Source organism: Mesorhizobium sp. WSM4846 (assembly GCF_055811415.1).
Window position 1 is genome coordinate 122,640 of record NZ_JBVVPZ010000006.1, and the last position, 15,685, is coordinate 138,324.

Below are 15,685 nucleotides of genomic sequence, written 5' to 3' on the forward strand. Positions count from 1 at the left end.
CGTTTTCAGACGTATTCAGCGCACATGCGGGCAAGATCATTCCACAGGCTTTCGGCAAAGCCGCGCAGAACCATAATTTCGAAAGCGTCGTCGCCCACGCGGGTCACGTGCGCCGCGATGTGGCCAATCAGCGTGGTCGCCGAGTGACCGACCGGAAACGCGGCAAGCGACAGATCGACCGCGGTGCCCTTGGCCAGCACCCGCTCGACCATGGGGCCTTTCGCCAGCATTCGAACGCGGCCCTGGCTTTGGTCGACGCCAAAGGCGTCCGGCTTTAGCGCTTCGAACAGCGCGGAAAGCTCCGCATCTGATTTCATGCGATTGCCGACGAGAAACCACTGGTCGGGGCCGGCGGCGCGAACGGCTTGTGCTGAGTTGTCCGAAAGCGTCGCGAGACGCGCGGCGAGATCTCCATCGCCCGGTTTGCCGAGAACATGAATGACATGGCCTTCGGCCAAGGCCTCGAGCGCGATCCGGTCGGAAACAATCGGATGCATGGCGGCCAGAGCGGGCCGCAGGGTGACGCGAAATTTAGACATGAAGCTTCTCGTTTTCTGGATCGACAAAGACCGGATTGCAGAGGCGGCCGGGCGTGAGCTCGTCACGCAGACCATTCCAGATCGTCACTTCCTCGCCGTATCGTTCGGGGCCGCGTTTGACGAGGGCTAGTCCGATCGTAGAGCCCACATGCGGCGAATAAGCCGAGGAGGTGACATAGCCCTGGTCGTTTTCAAGTGTGGCGGCCGCATCCTTCGCAAGGATACGCGAGCCGCTGCGGAAGGACTTCTTTGGATCGAGCGGCACCACACCGACAAGCTGCTGCCGGTCAGGTGCAACGAGGCCGTCGCGGCTCACCATGGCCTTGCCAATGAAATCCTCCTTGGCGGCGGACACCATCTTGCCGAAGCCGAGATCGCCCGGCACCACGGTCCCGTTGATTTCGTTATGCGTGACGTGACCCTTCTCGATTCGCAGGACGCCGAGCGCCTCGACGCCATAAGGCTGGATGCCGTGTTCGCGGCCCGCTTCCATCAGTGCGTCGGCGACGCTTTCGCCATAGCCGGCCGGAACCGCCACTTCATAAGCCAGCTCGCCGGAGAAGGAGATACGGAACAGGCGGCCATGGAGCTGACCGCCGAACAGGGACACTTCCTTGGCGGCGAGGAACGGGAAGGCCGCGTTCGAAATATCTTCGTCGACGATCTTCTGCAGGATCGTTCGGGATTTCGGCCCGGCGATCGCCATCTGCGCCCACTGGTCGGTTGCCGACGCAAGCCGTACGTCGAGTTCCGGCCACAATGCCTGCGAGCAGAATTCGAGGTGTTTCAGGACGCCTGCAGCATAAGCCGTAGTGGTGGTCATGAAAAAATGATGTTCCGACAAGCGGCTGGTTGTGCCGTCGTCATAGATCATGCCGTCTTCACGCAACATCAGGCCATAGCGCGCCTTGCCGACCGGCAGTTTCAAAAAGGCGTTTGAATAGACGCGGTTGAGGAATTCGGCGGCATCTTTGCCGCAGACCTCGATCTTGCCAAGCATGGACACATCGCAAAGGCCGGCATTGATGCGGGCGTTCTTGACTTCGCGGTCGACACTTTCGCGCCAGGTTATCTCGCCGTTACGTCGGAACCAGGAGGAACGATACCAGAGGCCGGTCTCGACAAAGACCGCGTCGTTTTTCTTGGCCCAGTCATGCAGCGGCGACTTGCGCACAGGCTGAAAGTGGAAACCGTGATAGGGGCCGGTGAGCGCTCCGAAGGAGACCGGCGCATAGAAGGGACGTAAGGTCGTCGTGCCGACATCCGCAGGCGAGACGCCGCGCGCTTCGGCGAGCAGACCAACGGCGTTGACGTTGGAGAGCTTGCCCTGATCGGTCGCCATGCCCAACGTCGTGTAGCGCTTGGCCAGCTCCACGTCGCCATAGCCTTCCTGCACGGCGAGGCCGAGATCCTTGCGATGTACGTCGTTCTGGAAGTCGACAAAGGCCTTGCCCTTGACGCCCGGAATGGTCCACAGCGCCTTAATCGGACGCGTCTGCGCTGCTATGTCGCCTTCAACCGTACGGAAACTGGCCGGCGTCGCCGAGAAGCCCATGTCTGAGACCATAAGCGAGGCTTGGGCTGCGCCTTTTGCCAGCGAAGCGGCAATGCCCGCCGCGCCTAAGGCCGCGCCTGCCAGCTGCAAACCGTTCAGCCTCTCTGGCGCAAGAAATGCAGCCTGCTCGTCGGACCAAACGGGCTTGCCGCCACGATGGCAGGCAAGATGAATGATGGGGCTGAAGCCGCCGGCCACCGCGAGCGCATCCACTTTCAGGGTTTCCTTGGAGCCGCCCTTCAAAATTTCGATGGCCGAGAGGGCCTTGCCGCCCTTGGCATCCGATACTAGCGCACCCTTGAGGACCCGTCCCCTGCCTGCATAGGCCGCACAGCCTTCTGCGCGACTGTCGATGATCGCCACAGGCACGATGCCCCGCGCTTCGAGATCAAGAGCGAGCGCATAGCCGCTGTCGTTCGTGGTAAAGATCGCCACCTCACGGCCGGGCGCAACGCCATAGCGGTTGAGATAGGTGCGCATCGCGCCTGCCATCATCACGCCCGGAATGTCGTTGCCACCGAAGACCAACGGGCGTCCCTCGGCACCGGTCGCCAGAAGCGCCTGCTTCGCGGCGATGCGCCACAGCCGCTCGAGCGGGACTTTCGCCTGCGGCAACGTGACGTGCTTTTGCACTCGCTCGACCGCGCCGAACACGTTGCCGTCATACCAGCCGAACACAGTGGTGCGGTCGAGGATGCGTATGTTCGGCAGCGATTCCAGCTCGGCCGACGTCTGTCGGACGAAATCCACCGCGGTCGCGTCGCCGATCACGGCTGTTTCCGACAGGAGCGAACCCCCGAGCATCGAATGCTCGTCGGCCAGGATCACCCGCGCGCCGGATCGTCCGGCAGTCAGCGCAGCGGCAAGGCCGGCAGGGCCGGCGCCGATGATCAGAAGGTCGCAATGCGCCCAGCATTTCTCATAGACATCCGGATCCGCCTCATAGCTTGCCTTGCCGAGACCGGCGGCCTTGCGGATGAAGGGCTCGTAGACCTTTTCCCAGAATGGGGCCGGCCACATGAACGTCTTGTAGTAGAAGCCGGCGCCGAGGAAGGGCGACAGCAGGCTGTTCAGCGAGCCCATGTCGAAATCAAGTGACGGCCAGCGGTTCTGGCTCTTCGCTTCCAGCCCCTGAAATAGTTCCTGCATGGTGGCGCGGGTATTCGGCTCCGTGCGGCCGCCCCGACCGATGGTCACCAGCGCATTCGGCTCAGCGGCACCGGCGGTCAGGATGCCGCGCGGACGGTGATACTTGAAGCTGCGACCGACCAGAAGCTGTCCGTTGGCGAGCAGCGCCGAGGCGAGGCTGTCGCCGGCAAAGCCGAGCATTCTTTTGCCATCAAAGGAAAAAGACAGGCTCCCCTGGCGGTCGATAATGCCACCATTCTGCAAACGGTACGATGTCATGGGCGCCTATCCTTGCGCGAGCGCCGCATCGCGGCTCGCTTCTATCTCGTGGGTAGCGGTATCGCGGGTCACCACCAGCCAGCGGCGGCAGCCAGAGGTATGGTGCCAGTATTCCTCATAGGCACCACGCGGGTTGTCGCGCAGATAGACATAGTCCACCCAGGCTTCCTTGCCGGCGTCGGGCGCGGGCCGGGCGAGCGCCGCGCCCTTCACGGTGAATTCTCCCTTCGGCCGGGAGCCGCAATGGGGGCATGGGATGAGACTTGCCATCGTGCTATACCTTGAGGGTCAGTGAAGGTTGGGCTGGGCGCCCTGGCCCTTTTCGTCGATCAGATAGCCGCGCTCGAAACGGTCAAGCCGGAAGGCGCGGGCGGTCTCGTGCGGGGTGCCCCGTGCGAGCAGATGCGAGAAGCAGAAGCCCGATGCCGGCGTCGCTTTGAAGCCGCCATAACACCAGCCGGCATTGAGGTAGAGATTGTCGATATGGGTACGATCGATGATCGGCGAGCCGTCCATCGACATGTCCATGACGCCGCCCCAGGAGCGCAGCACGCGCACACGGGAAATGCCTGGGATCATCGCCTTACCCGCCTCGGCGACATGCTCGACGGTGGCGAGATTGCCGCGTTGGGCGTAGGAATTATAGCCGTCGATATCGCCGCCGAAGACCAGGCCGCCCTTGTCGGATTGCGAGACGTAGAAGTGGCCCGCACCGAAGGTAACCACGCAGTCGATGAAGGGCTTCAGGCCTTCCGACACGAAGGCCTGGAGCACATGGCTCTCGATCGGCAGCTTGATGTCGGCCATTTCGGCAACGCGTGAAGAATTGCCGGCGGCTGTGAGCGCCAGCCTGCCGCAGCCGATAAAACCGCGGGTTGTCTCGACGCCGACGACCTTGCCGTTTTCCCGGCGGATGCCGGTCACCTCGCAGTGTTGGATGATGTCGACGCCGCGGCTGTCGGCGCCCCGGGCATAGCCCCAGGCCACTGCATCATGCCGCACCGTGCCGCCACGCCGCTGAAGAAGGCCGCCCTGGATGGGAAAGCGGGCATTGTCAAAATCGAGGAAGGGCAGTCTGGCGCGCACCGCCTCGCGGTCGAGCAGCTCGGCATCGACGCCGTGAAGCAGCATGGCGTTGCCGCGTCGCGTATAGGCGTCGCGCTGCGTATCGGAATGGTAGAGATTCAGCACGCCGCGCTGGGAGACCATGGCATTGAAATTGAAGTCCTGCTCCAAGCCTTCCCAGAGCTTCATCGACAGTTCGTAGAAGGGATTATTGCCCGGCAGCAGGTAGTTCGAACGGATAATCGTCGTGTTGCGGCCGACGTTTCCGCCGCCGATATAGCCTTTTTCCAGCACGGCGATATTGGTGATCCCGAATTCCTTGGCGAGATAATAGGCGGTCGCCAGGCCGTGGCCACCGCCACCGACGATGATCACGGAGTAACGGGACTTCGGCTCCGGCTGGCGCCAGGCCGGCGCCCAAGCCTTATTGCCGCGAAGCCCGTTGAGAAATAGGGTTAGAGCCGAATATCGCATGTAATGCCCGCAATCGAGGTGATGCCCGATAGCCTAGGCCGAGTTTCACGATCTGAATTGCACGGATAGGACGTCGTGAAGTAAAATTGGGCCATGGTGCCGATTGAATCAAAAGCCTTCCACCGCATTGGCTTTCTGCTCGTGCCAAATTTCGCGCTGATGTCCTATGCGTCGGCCAGCGAGCCCTTGCGCGCTGCGAACCTAATCGCCGGCGTACCGCTCTATGATGCGGTGCCGCTTTCTTCCTTGGGCGACCCGGTGCGAAGCTCGTCGGGCCTCAATGTCGAATGCGGCGACCTGCTGGTCCAAGGCAGCGCTTGCCATACGCTCTTCGTCTGTGCCGGCGGCAGCCGCCACGACTGGGTGGATCGGGACGGGCTTTATGGCACGCTGCGCAAGCTCTCGCGGCAAGGAATCAGGATCGGCGGCATATCCTCGGGTGCCTACCTTCTGGCTGCCGCAGGCCTCCTGGACAATCGCGACTTTACCATTCACTGGGAACATGCCGGGCTTCTGAAGGAAGCCTTTCCACGCCTGTCGCCCCGGCAGGCGCGCTATGTCATAGACGGCGACCGGATCACCTGCGGGGGTGGTATAGCGCCGCTCGACATGATGCATGCGATGATTTCCGAGCGGATGGGCTCGCATTTCGCTCGCCGCGTTAGCGATTGGTATCTCCACACGGCGGTCGGTGAGCCCACCGCGCCGCAGCGCAGCTCGGCGGTGGAGCGCTTCGGCACCCATCATCCGGCGCTGCTGACGGTCTTGGAAAAGATGGAAGCGGCCATCGAACAGCCATTATCCCGCGACGCTATGGCGAAGGTCGCTGGCGTCAGCGTTCGCCACCTAAACAGATTGTTCGCAGACCACTTGGAAATCGGATTTCTTCAAGCGTATCGAAACGTCCGCCTGGATCACGCACGCCGTCTTTTGGAGCATAGCCCGCTGTCGGTCTCCGAGATCGCGTTCGCCACCGGATTTTCTAGTGCGGGTCATTTTTCCAAAGTGTTCACTGCGCGCTTCTCCATCACCCCGGGCCGCCTTCGGGACAGAATAAGGGAAAGCAAGCGATGATCAGTCGGCTCTGCTTTCGTCAGGTCCGAGCAAGTATGATCGGGCAAGAGCCGCCTCAAGGCCATTGCTGACCGCAGTCTCAAAGTTGGCGGTTATCATCGCTCCAGCGCTGCCGAGGTGATGCCTCTGTTATCAACGAACCTTTTGACCAATCCTCAGGTCCGTCGGAACTGCGTTGAAAGAGCGCCTCGGCACCTTTCAGCACGGCCATGACGGCCCTGCACGCAACGATCCAGATCAATCACCCTCGCCATAGCATCTCGCGCCATTGCCGGGCGAGCAGAGCGGGAAATGCAGGACCTGAAACTGTTAGTCCAGTGAAATAAGCCGCGTCGAATCCCGAACGCAACTCGTCAGCTTCGCCCCAAACTGAAATAATGCGCTCTGCGACGACGCCATCCTTATCCGTTAGGTTCGGCGACACGACCCATGGGTGTAGGACTGCCTGACTTCTGCCGCAGCATTCGGCAGGGGTCGGACGACGCTCTCCGTTCCAATTTGCGGGGAACGCGTCGTCAGATTGATCCCGGCCATGACGCAAATCGAGAGCTTCCTTCGATCGCGATGTTGACCGACCGAAAATCACCTGGTTGGACCGAAACGACGATGGCAGAGGCTTTCTCGGCGAGGAGCTTTGTTATTCGATCTCCTTTGAACGCGGGCACTCGACCTAGACTGCGCGAGCCGGTCGCCTAAGAGCACTTTCGTTCTCCAATAGGTCGCCCGGAATGGCGGCTCTCACCACCTCTTTCGGGGCACGTCGTGGAGTGCACCAACCTGCCAACTTGGAACCTGCGTCGCCCCACCCCGTTCGACGGAGATCGTTGCCGACAGCGATGGTCGGCGGGTCGTCTTTTCCCACGTATTCGTTATGATGAGTTACGAAGCAGGCCGGAGCTCCGTTTGCTCAGTTAGGGTCAGGACCCATTAATTTGTTGAGTTGATATTTGTTGGGTGATTTAAGGTGGCTATAGGTGCCGCCTTTGAGTGATTTGCTGATGTTGACGCCGGAGCAGATGCGCCGGATCGAGCCCTATTTTCCTTTGTCGCATGGTGTGCCGCGTGTAGATGACCGCCGGGTGCTGAGGGGCATCCTGTTCGTGGGGACTGTCAGGAATTCTGTGCGCGAGGCCGATTTCGTCATTGGCTGACGAACCTCTCGCCGAAGACGACGGCGAACTGGGTCTTGGCCTCGAACCACTCGCGCGGCGGTCGTTTCCATTCCTCGGCCGCATGGTTCAGCACCAGATATAGCAGCTTGAAGGCCGCATCGTCACTCGGGAAGTGTCCCCGGGTGCGGACGGCGCGGCGCAGTTTGGAGTTCAGCGCCCTCGATCGCGTTCGTGGTGTAGATGATCCGGCGCACGCTTTCGGGATAAGCAAAGAATGGGACGACGTGCTGCCAGTTGCGCCGCCAGCTTTGCGTGATCGCCGGATATCGCTGCCCCCAGTAGCTGGTTTCGAAGTCCTCAAGGGCCTTCATGCCGGCTTCGGCGTCCTTGGCTCGGTAGATCGCGCGCAGCGCCGGCACCACGGTCTTGCGGTCCTTCCAGGACACGAACTCCAAGTAATGACGGATCAGGTGCACGATGCAGGTCTGGACTATGGTCTGGGGAAAGACGGCTTCGGGGAAGCCTTTCAGTCCATCGGCGTCGGCGATGAGGATATCGCCGACGCCACGGCTCTTCAGCTCGTTCATGACTCGCAGCCAGAACTTGGCGCCCTCGGTCTGTTCGATCCAAATGCCGAGGATCTCCTTCGTGCCGTCCGGCAGGATGCCGCGCGCGATGTAGACGGCCTTGTTGCGCACGAAGCCCTCGTCCCCTGATCTTGACCCGGATCGCATCGAAGAAGACGAGCGGAGAGACCGCATCCAGCGGGCGGTTCTGCCACTCGGCCACTTCCTCCAGGACGGCGTCGGTGACGGCCGAAATCAGGTCCGGCGACACGTCGATCCGTAGAGCTCCTCCAGATGGCCGCGGATCTCGCGCACCGTCATGCCGCGCGCATACATGGAGATGATCTTGTCGTCGAAATCGGGAAAGCGGCGCTGGTATTTGGCGATCAGCTTCGGATCGAAGGTCCCGGCCCGGTCGCGCGGGATCCACAGCGTCATCTTAGATGTGCCCGTCAGAACCGATTTTCGCGAATGGCCGTTGCGGCGGTTGACACCGCCTTCACTGCGTTCCTCCTCGAGATGCTCGTCGAGCTCAGCATTCGAATACGCTCCGAAAGCGCCTTCTTCAGATCGTCGAGCAATCCGTCCTTGGCAAACACCTCATTCGGATCGCGGCCGGCAAGCAGTTGGTCCAGAAGTTCTATCTCGATAGCCATGTGATGATTCTCTCCTTTCCATCATCATGGCCTCGCGCACACAATTCCTGACAGTCCCACTCGACGCCGGCGAGCCCGCGCTGCTTGAGCCCTGCCACGAACGCGCGCCAGCTCGAATGGCTCTCCCGGTTGGCCAGCTCTACCCCAGCACCTGGCGCCGGCCCTCCCAGTCGACGCCGATCGCTACCAGCACCGCCTGGCTGGCGATCACGCCGGCTTCGCGCGCCCGCTCATAGCGCGCATCCAGAATGTGGTACGGGTAGTTCGGCAAGCCGCTGCTCCTCAAAGAACGCCTTCAGCGCTTCATCCAGCCGCGCCGTCGCCTCGCTCACCGTCGAGGCCGAGAAGGCGTGGCCGCACAGCTCCTCGGTGATCGCCTTAACCTTGTGCGTCGACACGCCTTGCACGTACATCTCGACCAGCGCCGACACCAGTGCCTTCTCCGAGCGCTGATAACGCTCGAACAACTCCGTCGAGAACCGGCCGGCCGATCCTGCGGAACCCGAAGCTCCAGCACGCCAACCCGCGTCACAAGCTTGCGCTCATAATAGCCGGACCGGTAGCCAACCCGCTCCGCCCTCCGCTCGCCTTTCTCGGCCCCGATCGCCTCCGTCATCTCGGCTTCCGAAGCCTCCTGCACGACAGTCTGCAAAACTCTGCGGAAGCCGTCCTCATCCGACAACAGCAACGCTTTCAACTCGCCTCTGCTCAGTCTAACCTCTCGCTTGGTCATGGCACTCCCCTTCCACGGGAATCGGTGGTCGTAACGTCACCAGCGTGCCATGGCCGCCCCTCGCCTCAGAGCAAGGGCTGTTCTCTCCAAAGCTTTTTGCAGAACCTTCAGGACGCTATCCCACGAAGCTGCAAGTGGTCTGTGACGGCAAGGGACGTCCGCGGCTGCTGCATCTGAGGGAAGGGCAGACCAATGATCACGAGACTGCTGCGGCCGTGATCGAGGATTTGCCCGCCGTCAACACCCTGCTGGCCGATCGGGCCTACAGTTCAGCGGCCTTCTGCCAGGCGCTCGTCGAGCGCGGTTATCACGCCATGCATCCTACCCATGCCAAGCATCGTGTTCAGCACAGCTACGATCCTGTCCTGTACCGACAACGCCACAGGATCGAGAACATGTTCGCACGCCTCAAAGACTGGCGACGCATCCACAACAGATACGCACCGATATGCTCACACCTTCCTGTCAGCGATCGCCTTCGCTGCAGCCTTCATCTTCTGAATCAATGAGTCCTGACCCTAGTCGACTGGTTTTGCCGACCGCTTGGCGGACTGGCGCCCGCAGCACTCCCATCAGGATCATCAGCACCAAAGAGAGAACGATCCAGGTGGTGGCGACGGCCAGAATGGTAGGACTGATCTGTTCGCGCAGGCCGGACCACATTTTGCGGGGAACCGTGTAATAGGCCGGACTTGGGGACAAAAAGAGAGTGATTACCGCTTCGTCGAACGATGTCACGAAGGCCAGTGCGGCGCCGGAAAAGACGCCAGGCGCGATAAGTGGCAGCGTGACGCGACGAAAGACCATCGTCGGATGCGCGCCGGAAATGAGACCCGCCCGGCACCAACGCCTGATCGAAGTTCGAGAGGCTGGCCAGCACGGTTACTACGACGAAAGGCAGTCCCAAGGTAGAATGGGCGAGCACCAGCCCGAGATAGCTGTCAACGAGACCTACCTTGGCAAAGACGAAATAGGTGCCGGTAGCCAGCACCCCAATCGGGACGATCATTGGCGCCAGGAGAAAGCTCACGATCAGCGTGCGCATGGGCAGGGCTTGTTGAGGCCTAATGCGGCAAGGGTGCCGAGCGCTGTCGCGAGCAGCGTCGAAAGAAACCCGACAAAGAAGCTGTTGCGTACGGCGACCATCCAGCCTGCATCCGAAACGAACGCTTCGTACCACCGCGTTGAGAACGCTTCCGAGTGGAAGTGCAGCATGCCGCTGGTGAATGTGAAGTATGGCTCCGCATTGAAGGAGAGTGGCACAATGATCAAAATCGGCACGATCAGAAAGATCAGGATCGCAGCGCAGATAATGCGGAATGCGACTGACCAAGCTCCTTCGACGGTGAAGCTGTGCATGCCTCGTTCCTCAGTTCACCAAACGATTGGCGTCGGAATATCGGTGGTACACGGCGTAGAGGATCAGGACGACCGACAGGAGAATCATGCCCAGTGCCGCTGCCAGGCTCCAATTGAGGGACGACTGAACGTGGAATGCGATCATGTTCGAGATCATCTGCCCGGACTGTCCGCCGACCAGGGCGGGGGTGATGTAGTAGCCCACGGCGAGAATGAATGCGAGGAGCGCGCCCGAGCCTACACCCCGGAGAGTGTTAGGGAAGTACACCTTCCAGAACGCGTAGAACCGGTGGGCACCCAACGACTGCGCAGCGCGCATATAGACCGGGGAGATCGAAACCACTACGCTGTACAGAGGGAGGATGAAGAAGGGCTGAAGGATGTGCGTCATGGCAATCAGGGTGCCGGCAAGGTTGTAGATCATTCTCACCCTGTTCTCGTCCGAAATGATACCGAGGTAAACAAGCAGGTCATTCAGAACGCCCTGAGACTGTAGGATCACGATCCAACCGGTGGTTCTGACCAGCAGAGAGGTCCAGAATGGGAGTAGAACCAGTACGATCATGATCGAGCCAACAAGCTTCGATGAAGTCGCAATCAAGTAGGCCACCGGGTAGCCGAGAAGAATGCATAGAGTCGTCACCGAAAAAGCGACGAGTAAAGTCCTTGCAAAGAGCGTAGTGTGTATACGGTTTTCCTCAGGGGCCATTTCGATGCCGCCGGAGGCGTTGCGACGAAGATCGGCGGCTGCGAGGTAATAGTTCGCGCTCACTGAGCTTCGCAATTGGTTGACGACCTGCCAGGTTGACTGCTCACCCCCATACCGGATCTGCCCGTTGAAACCACTCTGAGTAGTGATCGCTGGGAGGCTTCTCCCCGAGACGCCGAGCAGTTCTCGCGAACGCACTACGCAGTCCCGCTGCCTCGACTTTCAGCCGATTGGCGATCGAGCCGACAATATCCGCCTCCCGCGTAGATCAGGTCCTGGGCGAGGGCCTGAAACGTGTGCTCATCGGGAGCCTCGTTTCCACTCCAACGTTGCAGTGCCTCTGCGGCCCGCGGAAGCCCATCATGAATGGTCGGATCGTAAACGCTTAAGTGCAGGATGTAGCCGAGCGGAAGGAGGAAGGTGAAGAACAGGAACAACAAGGCAGGCGCCAGAAGGAGAGGACCCTTTCGCGTTTCGCTCCGTCGAGACCGAGCGACCTGCCGGGCGATTTCTTCAGGTGTCGCGAAGACAGTCACAGCCCCATCAGCCATTGCCAGGCACTTTCTGGGATGAAAAGGCCCGCGCGTCGGTGGCTTGCCAACCGAGAAGCACCGGCTGACCGACGGAGATCTGTGTGATCCCGTCTCTGTTCGGCTGTTTCATCGTCACGGTTTGCCCGTCTTCGCGCTGACACGACAGGCGCAGATGATCCCGAAGTAGACCACTTCCTTTGCGATAGCTTTCGCGGTGTTGGCGAAAACCGAACCGTCATGTACCAACGACACGCGCTCCGGACGAAGCGAGACCACCGCGCTATCTCCCCGCTTCAAGGATCCGACGGCAACGCATTGCATGTTGACTTTTCCGACGGTCACGACGCACCCGTTGCGAGCAGCCGAAGAGATCAAGCCGCTCAGGTGGTCATTCTCGCCCACGAATGACGACACGAATGCCGTTTCAGGCGATTCATAAATCGCGCGGGCAGCGCCGACCTGCTCAATAATGCCGTTGTTGAATACCGCCACGCGGTTGGACATCGCCAAGGCTTCGTCCTGGTTCATGCGTGACAGACACCACGGTAAGGCCGAGCTCCTCGTGCAGGTCCTTGATCTCCATCTGCATTTGTTCGCGAAGCTGCTTGTCGAGCGCGCCTAAGGGTTCATCCATCAGCACGAGCGACGGCTCGAACACCAGAGCGCGGGCGAGGGCCACTCGCTGCTGCTGGCCGCCTGAAAGCTGAGCGGGGCGACGATGCGCCAGTGCGCCCATGCGGATCTGTTCCAGCGCCCCGCGGACACGGGATGCAATCTCCGGCTTCGGCATCTTGCTCGCCACGAGGGGAAACCCCACGTTCTCCTCAATGGTCATGTGAGGAAACAGGGCATAGTTCTGAAAGACCATGCCGATATCCCTCCGGTGAGGAGGAACGTTCGTTAGGTCGCGTCCTGCTACGGTGATCTTGCCGCCGGTGGGCCGCTCGAAACCTGTAAGCATCATCAGCGACGTTTTCTTGCCCGACCCCGATGGCCCTAGCATCGTGACAAATTCTCCCTTTGCTATGGCAAGGGAAAGGGACTGCACGACAAGGCAAGAGCCGTCGTAGCTTTTTTGCACTTCGTGGAAATGCACGAACGCTGCGCTGTCGCTATTCATGATCTCTGGTTCTGGCTCGTGGTACTGCCGCAGCTATCGCGTCAAATCCGATGGCCGGAGCAACGCTCCATCTCAGCGAAAAAGCAAGCGCGACCGAATTACTTCGCCATCCAAGTCGCCCAGCGCTGGTTGATCTCATCCTGATGATCTGCCCAGAACTCGAGATCGTTCGCGAGAGACGTCTTGAAGTTGTTTTCGTAGGTCGGCAGGCTGGTCCGGATCGTCTCGGGAACCAAACTTTGGGATGACTTTCTGACTGGGCCGTAGCTGATGTACTTCGTCATGTCTGCAAGGCGCTGGCCCGTCGTCGAGAACTTCACGAAGTCCAGAGCAGGGTCATTGTGCTTGCTGGCCTTCGAGATCGCCCATACGTCCAGATTCCAGATTTGTCCGTCCCACACAATCTCGAAGGGTTTGTTCTCCTTGGAGATCGCGTCGTAAATCCGGCCATTCGCCGCTGCCGTCATGACGACTTCGCCGTCCGCGAGAAGCTGCGGTGCCTGAGCATGCGCGCCCTAAAACACCACGTCCTTTTTGATGGAGTCGAGCTTGGCAAACGCCCTGTCGAGACCCTCTTTGGACGCGAGCGTTTCATAAACCTTGTCGTTCGGCACACCATCGGCCATGAGCGCCCACTCGAAGTTGACGTTTGGCTTGTTGCTCAGGCTGCGCTTGCCCGGAAACTTCTTAGGTCGAAGAAATCGGCAATGGTCTTGGGACCGCCGTTCGGGAACTTGGTCTTATCGTAGGCGATGATGTTCGACCACAATGATGGTTCCAACGCCGCAATCCATCAGGGTGCCTGCCAGGAAGTCGTCCTTAGCGGCGGTTCCATCGGCCGCCGGAGCGAGTTGGGAGGCGTCGATCTTTTCGATGAGGCCATCGTCGCAAGCTCTGAGCGCATCCTGAAGCTCGAGGTCGATCACATCCCAGGCGCCGTTGCCGGATTGAACCTGGGATCGAAGTTCCGCGAGACCGCCGTTATAATCAGCGGTGAGTACCTTGGCGCCTTTCTCGGCCGTATTAGGGTTCGATAAAGGCCTTTGACTGACTGGTCGTGTAGGCACCCCCGAACGACGCGATAACCAGTTGGTCCGCGGCGAAGGCTGTGGAAGAAACGGCAGGGATGCTAGCAATCGCAGCCACTAGATATAGAAACTTATTCATTCTTGTTACTCCTCTGGATTGACCGAATCTTCACGCCGGCTTGGTCGATTGAATTCAAAAGCGGCTAGGCCGCGATCTTGTTTGTTCCTCGAAGGGTTTCCTCAAAAGCCTGCGCTACCGCCAGAAGCTCGGAGTCGCGATTGCGTCGGCCGACTAGCTGCGCTGATACAGGAAGGTAGGATGTCGCCTCAGGGACGGGGAGCGCGATAGCTGGTGTCCCCACGAGGTTGAAGAACGATGTGAACAGGGTCAGCGCGTTTCCTACGGGCAGGCTGTCACCTCCCACGTCGACACGCACGGAACCGACTTTGGGGGCCGTGATCGGGCAACTGGGCGTCAGCAGAACGTCCACGGTGCTCATCGTCTCTGAGAACGCCCGATCATAAACCTCAAGCATGCGCTTGCACTGAATGTAGCTCTCTGCCGAAAGGAACTGTCCAAGCGCCATCCCGCTCAGCATGTCTTCCCCGAACGATGAGCGCGCACGCGCGAGGTTGGGGCCATGATAGGCCAACGTCTCTGCCAACTGTATCGTCAGCGAAACTGTTCTTGCTTCCGCTTGGTCCGGGAGCTCGATTTCCGTGAATGATGCCCCCATTTGCTCGAGGGCAGATTTGGCCATGAGGAACGCCTTACGGACGGGGGCGTCACTTCTTTCGGCCCACCCCCTTACGGTCCCGACCTTTAGGTTCCTGTGTACCGGTGCGCGACCGATAGATGTCGTCTGATCTAGAACGAGGGCCACGTCTTCCACGTTGTTGGCGAAGATCCCGGCATGATCGAGAGACCAGCAGTATGGAATGACGCCTTGAAGGCTCATGCGCCCGAAGCTGGGTTTGAAACCAACTACTCCACAAAGTGCGGCTGGAACGCGGACCGAGCCGCCAGTGTCCGTTCCCAGGGCGTAGGGCACGATTCCCGACGCAACCGCGGCCGCCGACCCTCCGCTGGATCCTCCAGCCAACCGTGCGGTGTCGAACGGATTGCGTGTCGTACCGCTCCAGCTGTTCTCCCCCGTCGCGCCATATGCGAACTCGTGCTGGTTCGCCTTGCCGATCAGTACAGAGCCAGCCTCCTCCAGACGCGTGATGACCAGGGCCGATGTGTCAGGCACATTATCCTTGAGCACCGGACTTCCGCCCGTTGTGAGAACGTCGGCGGTTTCGAACATGTCCTTTGCCGCGAAAGGCACGCCCTCGAGCAGCACCCCATCATGGCCGTATCTTCTCCGGGCGTCGGCTTTTGCCGCCCGCAAGAGTGCTTGATCCCGCATGATCGTTATGAAGCTGAAGTGCTCGGGATTCAGTCGTTCCGCTGTTGCCAAGCTCTCCTCGACAACTTCGACAACCGAGCGGCCGCTCCGAAATTCTGCCGCGATCTGTTTGACGGATTTCCTGTTATTCATTGGTGAGCCCCGAGCAGTGGTCATCGGGGGTCACCTGGCCCAGATCTTTACTGACAATGCGCTGAAGGTCCAAAATGACCTGTTCGAAGCTGGAGACGACACCGAATGTTGGCGCGACAAGCTGCTCCAGATCCTTCTCATCCCAGCGGCTGCCGAAGAATTCGGCGTTCATCGCTTTCAATGTAGCAAAGGTGGACCGGTTCATTGAACT

The 15,685-nt window shown here is 60.2% G+C and carries 13 protein-coding genes and 5 pseudogenes; 3 read left to right on the forward strand and 15 right to left on the reverse strand.

The genetic code is table 11. From position 1 onward, the window contains the following. Nucleotides 1-5: 5 nt before the first annotated feature. The 4 genes from AC0L15_RS08055 to AC0L15_RS08070 are packed head-to-tail and all read right to left on the reverse strand — an operon-like array spanning nt 6 to nt 5,040. Complete coding sequence (locus tag AC0L15_RS08055) at nt 6-539, reverse strand: sarcosine oxidase subunit gamma family protein (RefSeq protein ID WP_473496146.1); 534 nt, start codon at nt 537-539, stop codon at nt 6-8. After that, complete coding sequence (locus tag AC0L15_RS08060; RefSeq protein ID WP_473496147.1) at nt 532-3,501, reverse strand: sarcosine oxidase subunit alpha family protein; 2,970 nt, start codon at nt 3,499-3,501, stop codon at nt 532-534. Before AC0L15_RS08060 ends, AC0L15_RS08055 begins: the two co-directional genes overlap by 8 nt. Before the next feature lie 6 nt (nt 3,502-3,507). Then, entirely contained in the window at nt 3,508-3,771 is a 264-nt protein-coding gene (locus AC0L15_RS08065) for a sarcosine oxidase subunit delta (protein ID WP_473496148.1), read from the reverse strand. A gap of 18 nt (nt 3,772-3,789) precedes the next feature. Beyond that, nucleotides 3,790-5,040, reverse strand: a complete 1,251-nt coding sequence (locus AC0L15_RS08070) for a sarcosine oxidase subunit beta family protein (RefSeq protein ID WP_473496149.1) — start codon at nt 5,038-5,040, stop codon at nt 3,790-3,792. 93 nt (nt 5,041-5,133) lie between these two features. Here AC0L15_RS08070 and AC0L15_RS08075 point away from each other — a divergent pair, with 93 nt between their 5' ends. Together AC0L15_RS08075 and AC0L15_RS08080 are read left to right on the forward strand one after the other, a co-directional pair. Next, nucleotides 5,134-6,114, forward strand: coding sequence for a GlxA family transcriptional regulator (locus tag AC0L15_RS08075; protein WP_473496150.1), 981 nt, complete (start codon nt 5,134-5,136; stop codon nt 6,112-6,114). 983 nt (nt 6,115-7,097) lie between these two features. Next, nucleotides 7,098-7,250 (forward strand): annotated as a pseudogene (locus tag AC0L15_RS08080) (IS5/IS1182 family transposase); the annotation flags it as partial. A gap of 4 nt (nt 7,251-7,254) precedes the next feature. On the opposite strand, the pseudogene AC0L15_RS08085 reads toward AC0L15_RS08080, so the two are convergent. The 3 genes and pseudogenes from AC0L15_RS08085 to AC0L15_RS08095 form a co-directional block, all read right to left on the reverse strand. Next, a pseudogene (locus AC0L15_RS08085) lies at nt 7,255-8,448 on the reverse strand (IS256 family transposase). A gap of 139 nt (nt 8,449-8,587) precedes the next feature. Continuing rightward, nucleotides 8,588-8,719, reverse strand: a complete 132-nt coding sequence (locus AC0L15_RS08090; RefSeq protein WP_473496151.1) for a transposase — start codon at nt 8,717-8,719, stop codon at nt 8,588-8,590. After that, nucleotides 8,679-9,181 (reverse strand): annotated as a pseudogene (locus AC0L15_RS08095) (transposase). Before AC0L15_RS08095 ends, AC0L15_RS08090 begins: the two are co-directional and overlap by 41 nt. A 44-nt stretch (nt 9,182-9,225) precedes the next feature. On the opposite strand from AC0L15_RS08095, the gene AC0L15_RS08100 reads away from it, so the two are divergent. Continuing rightward, complete coding sequence (locus tag AC0L15_RS08100) at nt 9,226-9,690, forward strand: transposase (RefSeq protein ID WP_473496152.1); 465 nt, start codon at nt 9,226-9,228, stop codon at nt 9,688-9,690. Here AC0L15_RS08100 and AC0L15_RS08105 read toward each other — a convergent pair. The 8 genes and pseudogenes from AC0L15_RS08105 to AC0L15_RS08140 form a co-directional block, all read right to left on the reverse strand. Beyond that, the gene (locus AC0L15_RS08105; protein WP_473496153.1) at nt 9,647-9,988 is read right to left on the reverse strand and encodes an ABC transporter permease; all 342 of its coding nucleotides are present in this window, start codon (nt 9,986-9,988) and stop codon (nt 9,647-9,649) included. The two genes, AC0L15_RS08100 and AC0L15_RS08105, sit on opposite strands and share 44 nt — an antisense overlap. A 225-nt stretch (nt 9,989-10,213) precedes the next feature. Next, entirely contained in the window at nt 10,214-10,540 is a 327-nt protein-coding gene (locus AC0L15_RS08110; protein WP_473496154.1) for an ABC transporter permease, read from the reverse strand. Between the two features lie 10 nt (nt 10,541-10,550). After that, nucleotides 10,551-11,312: an ABC transporter permease gene (locus tag AC0L15_RS08115; protein WP_473496155.1), complete on the reverse strand. Its 762-nt coding sequence runs from the start codon at nt 11,310-11,312 to the stop codon at nt 10,551-10,553. A gap of 480 nt (nt 11,313-11,792) precedes the next feature. Beyond that, nucleotides 11,793-12,902, reverse strand: a pseudogene (locus AC0L15_RS08120) (ABC transporter ATP-binding protein). Between the two features lie 98 nt (nt 12,903-13,000). Beyond that, nucleotides 13,001-13,567 (reverse strand): annotated as a pseudogene (locus tag AC0L15_RS08125) (extracellular solute-binding protein). A 75-nt stretch (nt 13,568-13,642) separates the two neighbouring features. Beyond that, a complete protein-coding gene (locus AC0L15_RS08130) occupies nt 13,643-13,828 on the reverse strand; it encodes a hypothetical protein (RefSeq protein ID WP_473496156.1) in 186 nt (61 codons plus the stop codon). A 305-nt stretch (nt 13,829-14,133) separates the two neighbouring features. Next, complete coding sequence (locus AC0L15_RS08135) at nt 14,134-15,474, reverse strand: amidase (protein WP_473496157.1); 1,341 nt, start codon at nt 15,472-15,474, stop codon at nt 14,134-14,136. Beyond that, complete coding sequence (locus AC0L15_RS08140) at nt 15,467-15,679, reverse strand: hypothetical protein (RefSeq protein ID WP_473496158.1); 213 nt, start codon at nt 15,677-15,679, stop codon at nt 15,467-15,469. The genes AC0L15_RS08135 and AC0L15_RS08140 overlap by 8 nt, the downstream gene beginning before the upstream one ends. Nucleotides 15,680-15,685: the final 6 nt, after the last annotated feature.